The sequence below is a fragment of the Thermus scotoductus DSM 8553 genome (genome assembly GCF_000381045.1).
Lineage (GTDB): Bacteria > Deinococcota > Deinococci > Deinococcales > Thermaceae > Thermus > Thermus scotoductus.
Genome location: NZ_KB905771.1, coordinates 1 through 11,956 on the forward strand (window position 1 = coordinate 1; position 11,956 = coordinate 11,956).

At 64.4% G+C, this 11,956-nt stretch carries 5 protein-coding genes and 2 pseudogenes; 5 read left to right on the plus strand and 2 right to left on the minus strand.

Annotated elements, in window-relative coordinates; genetic code table 11:
- Positions 1-257 (minus strand): annotated as a pseudogene (locus F604_RS13570) (helix-turn-helix domain-containing protein); the annotation flags it as partial.
- Between the two features lie 499 nt (positions 258-756).
- Between F604_RS13570 and F604_RS0110435 the strand changes: the two are divergent.
- The 4 genes from F604_RS0110435 to F604_RS0110450 all read left to right on the plus strand — a co-directional run bounded on the left by F604_RS0110435 (position 757) and on the right by F604_RS0110450 (position 8,671).
- Positions 757-5,733 (plus strand): RecQ family ATP-dependent DNA helicase, encoded by a 4,977-nt coding sequence (locus tag F604_RS0110435; protein ID WP_019551600.1) that lies wholly within the window; start codon positions 757-759, stop codon positions 5,731-5,733.
- A gap of 256 nt (positions 5,734-5,989) precedes the next feature.
- A complete protein-coding gene (locus tag F604_RS12200; protein ID WP_248644175.1) occupies positions 5,990-6,652 on the plus strand; it encodes a hypothetical protein in 663 nt (220 codons plus the stop codon).
- A complete protein-coding gene (locus F604_RS0110445) occupies positions 6,652-7,164 on the plus strand; it encodes a hypothetical protein (protein ID WP_019551601.1) in 513 nt (170 codons plus the stop codon). The genes F604_RS12200 and F604_RS0110445 overlap by 1 nt, the downstream gene beginning before the upstream one ends.
- On the plus strand, positions 7,157-8,671 hold the full coding sequence (locus F604_RS0110450; protein WP_019551602.1) for a hypothetical protein: 1,515 nt from the start codon (positions 7,157-7,159) through the stop codon (positions 8,669-8,671). Before F604_RS0110445 ends, F604_RS0110450 begins: the two co-directional genes overlap by 8 nt.
- Before the next feature lie 86 nt (positions 8,672-8,757).
- Here the strand turns inward: F604_RS0110450 and F604_RS0110455 are convergent, their stop codons facing one another.
- On the minus strand, positions 8,758-11,517 hold the full coding sequence (locus F604_RS0110455) for a cation-translocating P-type ATPase (RefSeq protein ID WP_019551603.1): 2,760 nt from the start codon (positions 11,515-11,517) through the stop codon (positions 8,758-8,760).
- A gap of 204 nt (positions 11,518-11,721) precedes the next feature.
- Here F604_RS0110455 and F604_RS0110460 point away from each other — a divergent pair.
- Positions 11,722-11,956, plus strand: a pseudogene (locus F604_RS0110460) (transposase); the annotation flags it as partial.

An 11,956-nucleotide genomic window follows, 5' to 3' on the forward strand; every position in this document is an offset into this window, starting at 1 on the left:
GAGGCGTTTCCGCCAGCGGTAATAGGTGGCCCGGCTGATCCCCAAAAGCTCCTGGATCTCGGGCCAGCCCACCCGGTATTTCCTGAGCGCCTCCACCTGTTTGAGCTTCCGTAAGCGGTCCTGAACCGTGGGATCGCCGGCCCCGGCCGCAAGGTAGCCCTTCGGGCTGACCTTGGAGTTCCCGGGCCTTCAAGGTAGCCCTTCGGGCTGACCCGCGCTCCCCGCAAAACCTCTTTGCCAACCGTGGTAAGCTGCATCCGTGGGGACCCCCTCTCTCCTAGAGTGGTCCCCACATTTTTACTCGTCCAGTCTCACATGTGTCTGTCCGGGTTCAGTGGTCCCTCCTGGAGCCCTTGATCCCCAAGCCCGGCGGCCGACCCGCCAAGGTGCCGCTGCTTCCCCGTTAGGGGAACAGCTTAAGGAGGGAAATGATGAACGCCATACTCTACGTCCGGGAAAACGGCATCAAGTGGCGGGCTATGCCCCGTCACGCCGCAGGCGTACGTTCCTGACCTGCCCCACCCGTCTACGGTCTATCCCTACTTTCGCCGGGGGCAGAAGGAGGGGATCTGGGAGAAAGCCGTTTTCTGGCTGGGGCGAAACCGACTTGAGGTAACGGAGGCCTGGATGTACTTAGGCATGGTACGCTTGTGGGTGAAGCGGCTGGCCAGGGCCGCCTAGCCTCTCAAGGTACGCTTACGCGTGACCGTGGAGGGCTTTTACGACAGCCTCTGAGGAGTTCTTCAGCCGAACCCTATGAAACCCTACGTGGCCATGGATCTAGAGACCACCTCCCCTGACCCAGGGGAGGCTGAGATCCTGGAGGTTTTTGCCCAGGACGCGGAGGGGAGGAGCTTTCACAGGTACGTGGCGACCGAGGGAGTCCTCGAGGCCGACCATGAGGCCTTTCGCCTGACAGGCATTCCCTTCCAGGAATACGAGGACCAAAAGGTACCCCTGGAGGAGGCCCTCGTGGACCTTCGGGAGTTTATCGGGGACCGCCCCCTTCTCGGCCACAACCTTCGGCGCTATGACCTGCCTATCCTGGAACGTCTTCTTAAAAAGATGGATCTCGAGCCTCCCCCGGGGGCGAAAATTCCCCTGGATACCCTGCGCCTGGCCCATTTGGTCTTTCCCACCCCACCCCGGGGACTTTCCGGCTACCGGTTGGCGGATCTTTACGCCTACCTGACGGGTGAGGCCCTCAAGGATGCCCACCGTGCCCAGGCCGACGCGGAGGCGACCTGGAGGGTCTTATCCGGGTTGGCCCTACAAACACCGCCCGACGGGGTGGCCCGGGCCTGGCGGGAACTCGGGCTTACTGAGGCCGAGCTATTTCCAGACACCCCAGGCCAGGTCAAGGAGCTCCTGGCTACGCCCCCCCGGGTAGAGCCGGTTAAGTACGAGGGCCGGCCCTTGCCGCATCCCTTAGACCTGGGAGAAGGCCTCCTTCCCCAAAGGCGGCCAGCCCAGGAGGAGATGTTCAAGGAGGTGGAGGCCGCCCTGCGGGAGGGGGCGCAGGTCTTCCTCGAGGCCCCCACGGGTACGGGCAAGACCAAGGGCTACCTCTACCCCGTTTTGCACCTGGGGGGAAAGACCTGGGTGGCCACCTACACCAAGGTGCTCCAGGCCCAGGCCCTGGATGAGCTTAAAAACGTGGGCGAAAAGGGCTACGCCGTCAGGGCGGCCCTCGTCAAGAGCCCGCGGGACACCCTCTGCCCCGAGGCTCTCTTTGAACTCTTTTTGGATGCCAGGGAGGAAGAGGACGAGGAGCTGAGGGCCGCGGTGGGCCTGCTCCTGCACTACGCGGCCTTGGGGGGGTATGACCTCGATGCCCTCCCCGGTTACTGGCATTTCTCCAGGGGCTTCCGCGAGGCGAGGGACCGGGTGGGCACCAATCCCCGGCGCTGCCGGGAGAATTGCCCCTTTTTCCATACCTGCGCCTTCCAGCGCCAGCTTGCCCATCGCAAGGAGGCGCAGATCCTGGTGACCAACCAGGCCTATCTCCTGGCCAGTTTTCTTCAGGAAGAGGAGGGGGAAGGGGAAAGCCATCTGGTGCTGGACGAGGCCCATCACCTCGAGGACACCGCCACCGAGGCCCTCACCTTGGTCTTGGACCACGAGGAGCTCACCCACCGGCTCAATCACCTAGCCCATCCCCAGAAGGACCGGGGCCTTCTTAGGGACAAGCGCCGGCTCGAGGCGCTTTCGGAAGCGGAACGGGAAAGGGCCAAGGAGGTCGTTCAGAAGCTCCTTCCCCGTCTGCGCGAGGCTTTGGGCACCTATACCCGATATCTTTTAGACCTTATCAAGAACCGGGGTTCAGGGGATTCGCGCTACGGTCTTACCCTGGGGTTAAGCCAGGTCTGGCTCAGGCTCGAGGAGTGGCCCCGCATCAACCGGGAAGAGCAGGCGCTTATCGAAAACCTCCGCGAACTCGAGGAAGCCCTCAAGGCCATCGGCCAGGACCCAAGAACCCTCTTGGCCCGGGACCTGGCCCCCTTTCGGGAGTATTTCAGAGGGGCCTTGGAGCTCCTCTTCGAGCGGCGCCGGGTCTTAGGGCTTGTGGGGGGCGAACCCGATCCCAACCAGCTCCACCTCTCCGAGTGGGACCCCACTACGGGGAGCTGGCGGCACCTGGCCCAGCCCATTGACGTTTCCCGTGCCCTGAAGGAAAGGCTGTGGCCCCGTTTTAGAAGTGTGGTCCTGACCAGCGCCACCCTGACCGTTCCCACCGAGCAGGACCAAGAGGGCTTTCGTTTTCTCCAGCGGGCCTTGGGCCTGGAGGAGGCCAAGGGCCGACGGTTACCCCCCTCCCTTCCCTACGAAAAGGCCCATCTCCTGGTGCCTCGCCACCTCCCCGAGGCCCGCGAGAGCACCCTGCCCCGCTTCCAGCGCATGCTCCACGAGGAACTGAGGGTTCTTCTGGCCAAGTCCCACCGCAGCCTTTCCCTCTTCACTAGCCTGCGGCGCCTCGAGGAGGCCAAGGAGGCCCTGAAGGAGCTTCCGCACCTCCTGGCCCCCCTCACCCGCAAGGAGCGGGAGGACGTGGCCAGCCTGATCAAGGCCAATCCCCAGGCCCCGGTGGCGGCTTTGGGCTCCCGGAGCTACATGGAGGGGGTGGATTTCCCGGCCTTGAAGCTCGTGAACCTGGAGCGGATCCCCTTTCCCTTGCCCTCCTTGCTCCTCACCAAGCGCATGGAGCGGGCCTATGAGCAGGGCCTGGACAAGTGGTGGGACTACTACCTGCCCAAGGCCGCCCTCTCCTTCGCCCAGGCCTTTGGCCGGCTGATCCGCGACCGGCGGGAGGGGGTGGGGGACGGGGCCTTTGTGCTTTGGGACAAGAAGCTCCTCAACGCCGCTTACCAGGAGGTTTTCTACCGCGCCCTGCCCTCGGGCGCCCACCGGCACGTTCCCGAGGACCGGAAGGGGTTTTACGATCTCCTGGCAGGGATCCTAGGGATTGACCGGGACCAGCTTCCCCAGGAGGAGCTGGAAGAGGAGGCCCTGCGCCGGCTTAGGGCCATCCTGGAATCCGATCTTGAGCCCCTGGCCAAGGCCCGGCGCATCGCGGAGGGGGTCTACGGGCTTTCCCTGGAAGAGGAGCGTTGGGCCAAACAGGCCCAGGCCATCCAGGCAGCCCTCGAGGGCCAGGACCTGGTGGCCTTGTTGCCCACGGGTTTCGGCAAGAGCCTGGCCTTCCAACTCCCCGCCCTTATCCAGGGGGGCCTGACCCTGGTGGTCTCCCCCCTGGTGGCCCTTATGAAGGATCAGGCCGACCGGCTTCTGGAACTGGGCCTGCCGGTGGGTGCGGTGCACTCGTTGATGGGCTTGGGGGAACAGAGGAGCGTGCTGGATGAGGTTAGGGCTGGTCGGGTACGGCTTCTTTACGTGAGCCCCGAGCGGTTGAATCGGAGCGAGGCCCTTGGGAAACTGATCCAGGAGAAGCACGCCGCGGGGGAACTGAGGCGGGTGGTCTTTGACGAGGCCCACTGCCTGATCGAGTGGGGCTTTGACTTCCGGCCGGACTACCTCAAGGCCCTGAGAAAGCTGGAGGCCTTGGAGGGGGTGCCCAAGAGCTTCTTCACCGCCACCTTGACCCCGAAGGACCTGGAAGGGTTAAGGAAGGTCGCTAAGCTGGAAACCTTCCGGCTGATTAAGCCCGAAAGCTTCCACCGCCCGAACCTCCGCTTTGTGGTGAGGAAGGCGAGGGGGGAGGTGGACAAGTTCCAGGTCCTAGCCAAGGCCCTCCAATGGCTCCTGGCGCATGGGGAGGGGGGAAGCGCCATCGTCTACACCGCCACCCGGGCCGAGGCCGAGCGGCTGGCCTGGGCCCTAGGCCGCCTCTTCCCTGGCCTGGAGGTTGAAGCGTACCACGCCGGGCTGGGCCCGGTTCCCCGCCGGGAGGCCCAAGAGCGCTTCATCTCCGGCCAGACCCGGGTCATGGTGGCCACCACCGCCTTCGGTATGGGCATCGACAAGGGGAATATCCGCCTGGTGGTCCACTGGCGGCCACCGCGTAGCCTCGAGGAGTACCTCCAGCAGGCAGGGCGCGCGGGGCGGGATGGAAGGGAGGCCTACTGCCTGCTTCTGTATACGGAAAGCGACTGGTCCTTCCTTCGCTGGACCCTCGGGATCGGGCAGGCCGATGGGGCCCAGGCGGAGTTCGCCCAGCGGCTCATCCAGCTTTTGCAGAGCGAACCCGTCCTAACGGACTACCGCGAGGCCCTCTACCGGCGGATTTACGAGAGCGAATCCGAGGAAGGGGTTGAGGAAGATCTCCCTTTAGGAGAGGACGATGAGGAGGAAGAGGCCGCTGCGCCTATGCGGGAAATCGGTTTGGAGAACCTCGAGCGCACCCTCTCCGGCCTCGAGCGGGCCAAGGTATTGGAGTACGAGTACCTGCCGGGCAAGGTCTGGCTGTTGGCCTCCAGGGAGATACTGCGCGAACACCTTACCCCTGAGGAAATGGCCCTTTTAGAAAGGGTGGGCTACGAGGGCCGCGAGAGGGGGGATCCGCTGGACTTTTCTCGCATTCCCTTGGAGAAAATTCCAGAGATGGACCAAAAGCTCTACCAGATAACGCGCAGGGTCGGGCTTTACCATTACCGAGAGCCCCTCCTTCGCGTCAAAGCGGGCGAGCATCTGGAGGCGGGCTACCGCCGCTGGCACGGGGAGCGCCGGGAACTTGAGGAGCACGCCAAGAAGCGGTTGGACCAGGTGCGGCGCTACGCTGAACACGGCCGCTGCCGGGCCCAGGTCCTCCTCAAGCACCTGGGGGAGTCCGCGGATAGGTGCGGGGTCTGCGACGTCTGCGCCGGGGATAGGGGTCCCTGGGAAGCCCTGGAAGGGTTGGATGAGGAGGGACTCGAGCGGGTCTACCGCCCTCTGGAGACCCTCCTCGCCTTCTTTGCCTTGGCCGAGGACAATGCCTGGCCCAAGGAGGCCCGCGCCATGTATCTGGGCAGAAAGAGCACCCTGATGGCCCTTCGCGGCAAGGACCGGGGCGGGAATGGCGTCTTAAGCGGTAAGTACACGAACCACCGCCTCTTCGGCCACCTTTCCTTCATCAAGCCCAAGGAGTTGGAACGGGCCTTCGATTTGGCGCTGAAAAAGGGGTATCTTGAGGAGAAGGGCCGATACGAGGGTAGCCCCCTCTACGGGCTTACCGAGCGGGGCCGCGCCCGCTATGAGCGCCGGCTGAGGCAGGAGGGAGGGGATGGCGGAGCTTGAGGAGGTCCTGCGGGAAGTGGCGCGGAAGGTCCTTGGCCTTCCGGAAGAACCCCTCCCCTCCAGGCCTTGGCGGCAGTTACCTCCTGATTTCAAGACCCTCTCCCCTCCTCCCTTGCCGAAGGGCCCGCCTGGGAAGGGGGTGGGTGCGCCCCCTCGGCCCTCGGAAGAAGGGGGCCTGGGGCCGGCCTCTGCTGAACAAGAGCCCCTACGCAAGCTGCGGGAGTGTGAGAGGAAGTTTCAGAGAAAGGCCAAGGAGGTGGAAAAGCTCGAGGTCAAGCTCCAACGAGCCCAGAAGGCGGTCCAGGAAGCAGAGAGGGATCGGGGCAGGGCCTTGGAGGAGGCCGCGCACTGGCGCAAGGAAGCCTCACGGTTTGCGGCCGAGAGGGACCGCCTGGGTGCCGAGATGGCCAGGGTCCAGGAAGCCTACGCCAAGCTTCGGGCGGACTGGGCGGAGCTGGAAAAGGAAGTTGAGGCTTACAAGAGGAGCATAGATGCCCTCGAGGCCCGGCTGCGGGAGCTCGAGGGGGTGGCGGAGCAAAAGGCCCACCTCGAGGCCGAACTCGCCCGGCTCAGGAACTTCAAGGAGGCCCTCCCCGAGCCCTTCCCCCAGGAGGCCCTCCTGCGGGTCTTGGTGCTGGACTACCCTGGCCTGGGCAATAGGCCAGAGGAGCGGGTCCTTGCCCTCATCGAGGGGTACCGGGCCCTCCTCAAAGGGGAGGACCACCCCGCCCTGCGCCACAGCAACCGCGAGCTCCTCGCAGGGGAGCCGGAGGGGATGGTACTCCTGGGGCTAGAGCGGTTGCTGTTGGACCTGGCAAGCCTTCCCCTCAGTCGCTGGCTAAGAACCCATGCCTTCCGCCTGGAGGCCTGGCTCCAGGCAGGAGAGCAACCCTCCTCGCCCCGCCTAAGGGAGGAGTGATGGACTGCAAGGAGGCCCTGGCGTGGTACGAGCGGCAGTGGGAGGAGGATCGGCGGCGCTGGGAGGAGGAAAAAAGGGCCCTGGTGGAGCGGCTGGAAGAGCAGGCCGCGGAGATTCTGCGGCTCAAAAGCGGGCTTGGGGAGCGGGAGGCCCAGCTCAGCCGGGAGCTCCAAGGCCGGCTCGAGGCCTGTGAAGGCCGCCTCGAGGAGGAACGGGCGGCCCGCGAGGGTTGCGAGCGGGCCCTGGAGAGGCTTGCCCGCCCTGTCTTGGGCGAGGGCTTTTTCCGCTACCTGGCCCAGGCCCTCGAGCTTTGGGACCAGGCCCTGCTCGAGGAAGCCCGCAAGCTGGATGGGAACGGGGTGGAAGCCTGGCTCAGGGCGATCTGGGCCGAGCGGGCGGAGGCCCTTTCCGGGGCGCTGGCCGGCCAGGCGCCCGACTGGCGGCGGGTGCGCACCGGTTTGGTGCTGGAGTGGGCCCTCCTCGCCTGGCTAGAAGGGATCCGGGATGGCTGACCCTTGGACCCACGCCGTGAACCTGGATAGGGCCGTTTTGGCAGAAGGGGTGGCGCAGGCCCGCGTGGCCCAGGAGGACTACGAGGGGGTCAAGCCCCTCGTGCGCGAGGTCTGGCAGGGCAGGCGGTGGGCCAATCTCTTAGGGACCGTCCGCTCGCGGGGGGAGGAGCTGGTCCCTGCCCGCGTCCTCTTAGGCTATCTGCGGGGCTACTTTCTCTACCGGGAGGTGCCGGAAAACGACCAGGCCTTCTGGCCCCATTTCCTAAAGGACCTGGGAGTGGAACGCCTTCTCCCCACCCCAGCCGAGTACGACCGCCTTTGGGAGGTCCTAGGCTGGCACGAGGAGACACGGGCCCACCTGAGGTTCGCGGAAGGGAGGCGGGACTTCATAGGTACCCTGGAGGCCATCTTTCACTTCAAGGCCCTGCGCCTTAACGCCCTTAAGGATTCCTTTCTGAGCTTCTATCAAACCGGAATGTTGCCCGAGAGAGCCCGGCCCTATGAGCGGGTGTTCCGCAAACTTCGGGAGGCCATGGAACTCCTCCTCGAAGAGGAGGCGGTCCCGGACCTACGCGACGAGGAGGCAGTTCTGGGCTTTCTCCAAGAGGCGGGCCTCTACCTGGGAGAGCCCAACCCCGTGCGCCTCCTCTTCAACCGCTCAGACCAGGCCCTAGGCGACCTCTACCGGAAGCTACGGGGGGATAGGCCGGCCACCCAAAGAACCCGCTTCAGGCACAAGCAGGTCAAGGTTGAGCTCCTAAAGTCCTCGGTCCGCATCGAGGAGATCCAGCCCACCCTAAGCCGGGAGCCCTTGCTGGAAGGGTGGACGGTCTACGGAAAGGTGGTGCTGGAGGATGGGCGCTTCCGGCGCTTTTCCTGGGTGCCCCGCTACACCGCGGAGGGGGATCCCATCCCTGAGGAGCTCGAGGTCACCTTTGAGGAGGGCGAGGCCGTGCGCTTCCGCCTCCACCACCAGGCCTTTGCCCTGCGCTTCTCCAGGCCCCTCTGGAGGCCCGGCGAGCCCTTGGAGCCTCGCCCCATCGGCTTTAACATCGCCCAATATCCCTTGCGCTTCCTCCTCGCCTCCGGGGGGGAGGCGAGGGAAAGGCCAGAAGAGCTGTTAGGGGAGGGGCTATCCCTTACCGACGAGCTCATCGTGGAGGTAAGGACGGAGGGCCAAAGGGACGAGTGGCGCCGGATTGCGGCCTTGCCCGTGGAGGTGAGGCCTCATCTTGAGGCCTGGGTGGAACCCGAGGGGGTTTTCGCCCGCACCTACCCCCCAGGCCTTCCCGTAGGGGTGCAGGTGCTGGCAGGAGAGCGCCCGGTCTGGGAAGGGGTTGTGCAAACGGAAACCCAAGGGACCCTGGTAGCCAGGGCCACCTGGGTCCCCTTGAGGGTCAGGGTGTACCTGGGGGGCGAAGCCCTTTTCCTTACCCTAGCCCCTAAGGGATGGCCCCAAGGGTGGTGGCGGCTCGGCCTGGGTCTAGGGAGTAGCCGGGTGGGATAGGGGCCTTACTCCGTCGCCTCCTTTCCAGGGGGCCCTGGTCGCTCCCACGGGCTTCGCGCTCATATGAACCCTTGCTTAGAGAGAGGCTACCCCCTCCTGGTTTTCTGCCAGCCCACCCACTTGATGAACTCCGGGATTAGAAAGATAGGCAGGGCCCAAAGGAGCATCAGGCCCCACTCCTTCCACCCTAGGGGAACCGTGTGCAGGGCCTCTTGGAGGAAAGGAACGTAGACCGCGCAGGCCTGTAAACCGAGGGAAAGGACCCAAGCCCCAAGGAGCCAAGGATTTGTAAAAAAGCCAAGGGCAGCCAGGGGCATGCGCAGGGAGCGGAAATTCAATACGTTGAACTTTTCCAGGATCACTATTCCGGTAAAGGCCAAGGTCTGGGCCAGGGCTTGGGGTGCGCCCCTTTGGAGGGTGTGGTAAAAAAGCCACAAGGCACTTGCGCCGATATACCCTCCGAGCAGCAAAACGGCCAGTACCCCCCTTCGGTCCAAGAGGGGCTCTGAGGGCTTTCTGGGTCGCCGCTTCATCACGTCCTTTTCCGCGGGCTCCATGCCCAAAGCCACCGCGGTCAGGCTGTCGGTGATCAGGTTGATCCACAGAATCTGCACGGGTAAAAACACCAAGGGGCCACCCAGGAGAAGGTTCAGTAGGATGGCGATGACCTCCCCTATGTTGGAAGTAAGGAGATAGCGTATGAATTTCTGAATGTTGTCGTACTGGCGGCGCCCTTCCTCCACGCCGCGGATTAGGGAAGCGAAGTTGTCGTCCAATAGAACGACATCGGACGCGCTCTTGGCCACGTCTGTCCCGCGCAGCCCCATGGCGATCCCGACATCCGCCTTCCTCAAGGCCGGGGCGTCGTTCACCCCGTCGCCTGTCATGGCCACTACCTCCCCTCGGCGCTTGAGGAGGTGGACGATCCGCAGCTTGTGCTCAGGGGTAGTGCGGGCGAAGACCACCCCGCCCTCGAGCAGGCCCAAAAGCTCTTCGTCCTCGAGCTCTTCTATCTCAGGCCCTGTCACCGCGCGTTCCGCCCTCAGGCCGATTTGGCGGGCAAGGGCTAAGGCGGTGGGGGCTGCCTCCCCGGTGATCATCAAGACGCGGATTCCTGCCTCTTGGGCGGTCCGTATGGCCGCGGGCACCTCTGGGCGGGGAGGGTCTAGAAGGCCCACCAGGCCGAGGAAGACGAGGTCGCGTTCCACCGTCTCCTCCCTCAGGGGGATCTCCCCAGTCAGCTGCCTCTTCGCCAGGGCCAAGGTGCGCAGGCCGGTCTTTGCCATCCGAGCGTAGGCGGCTTCTATGGCCCTTCGGTCCTCTGGGGTGAGGGGCCATTCCTTTCCGTTTTTGAGGATCCTTGTGCAGCGATCCAGGATCACTTCCGGGGCTCCCTTCACGTGGGCCACCAAGCCCTCGGCCTTCTCCCAAACCACGGTCATGCGCTTGCGGAGGGCGTTGAAGGAGAACTCGCTGAGGATCCCTTTCCTCTCCGGGAGGGAAAGCCCGGCTTTTAGGGCCGCTACCAGGAGGGCGACCTCGGTAGGGTCTCCCCGGGGATGCCAACCGGTTTCGTCCCGATAGAGGCTTGAGTGGTTGCACCAAAGCCCCGTTTCCAAGAGGGCAAGGAGGTCCGGGTGCTCTTGGGGGTCTAGCCTTTGGGCCCCTAAGAGGAAATGGCCGGAGGGTTCGTAACCCACGCCCGTCACCTCCACCTCCCCTGAGGCCAGCCAGATGCGCCGCACGGTCATCTCGTTTTTGGTTAGGGTGCCGGTTTTATCCGTGCAGATCGTGGTTACCCCGCCCAAGGCCTCGGCGGCCTGGAGTTTCCGCAGCAAGACCCGGCGCCGAACCATGGCCCGAACCCCGAGGGCCAAGGTGAGGGTCACCACCGCGGGCAGCCCCTCGGGCACCACGGCCACCGCCAAGGCCACGCCCGTGAGGAAAAGGTCCTTCAGGGGTTTGCCTACCAAGAGCCCCGCAAGCAGCACCAGGATGCCGGTGATCAGGGATAACACCCCAAGCTGCTTCGCTAAAAGGGCAAGCCTGCGCTGAAGGGGCGTGGGCTCCTGCTGGACGGTCTCGGCGAGCTGGGCGATCTGGCCGAACTCCGTGGCCATACCCGTGGCCACCACCACCCCGAGGCCGCGCCCGTTGGTGATGTGGGTGCCCATCCAGACCATGGAGGAGCGGTCAGCCAAAGGGGTGTTGGGGGGAACCGGGGCTACGGACTTGGGGACTGGGAGGGACTCCCCCGTGAGGGCCGACTCGTCGGCCTCCAGGTTCACCGCCTCGAGCAGCCTTAGATCTGCGGGCACCCGGTCCCCGGGCTCCAGGAGGACCAGATCCCCTGGCACCAGGAGGCGGGCCTCGAGAACTTTCACCTGGCCTTCACGGATCCCTTTGCAGGTGGGGGCCAGCATCTTGGCCAAGGCTGCCAGGGCGTTTTCCGCTTGCCACTCCTGGAAGAAGCCGAGAAGCCCGTTGAGGAGAACGATGGCGAGGATTGTCAGAACGTCGCCAACCTCTCCTGCGGCGAAGGAGATTAAGGCCGCAAGGAGCAAGATGATGATGAGGGTATTAGCGAACTGGCGGGCTAGGATCCGATACCAGGTTTCCCTTGGCTGGATCTTAAGTTCGTTGGGACCGTATTCTCTCAGACGTTCCCTAGCCTGGGCCCAGGTAATCCCCTTCTCGGGATCGGTCCCAAGCCCTTGGAGGACGGCCTCCCTTGTTTCCGCATGCCACTGGGGGCGCTCCCTCGTAAGGGGGCCGGTGGGCTCTGGCAGGTGAGGTTTCTCTTCCCCCGTCCATCCGGGCCATCTTAGAGCATAGGAAAGCCCCACCTAAGCCCCTTTGTCCTTTTGAGCTAGGCCCCTAGGCAACACGTTATAGGTAGCCTCCCTTCCGCCTCAGACCAGGCCGTATATCGCCTGGTCTATGTTTTCCCGGGCCTTGGGCAGGGGGGTGGGCTGGATGGGCAGGTTTTTTAAATGCCTTCGTGTGCTACTTGACCCCAACCCCTGGGATGTGAAAAAAGAGGGGGTGCTATGCTTCCAAACCGAGAGCACCCCCTCTACTATCTTGACGCAGAAACCCTCCTCGTGGCCATCTACATCTGGGTGGACGACGAGCTCAAGGCCCTTCAGGCCCAAGGGTTCAAGCTCCCCAGAAAGCAAAGGCACCAGAAAGCCACCTTGGCTGAACTCCTGGCCCTGGCCATCTTTCTCCTGCTGCAGGGCCAGGACCTGGCCAAGGGCTACCTGGCCGCTAAAACCACCCTCA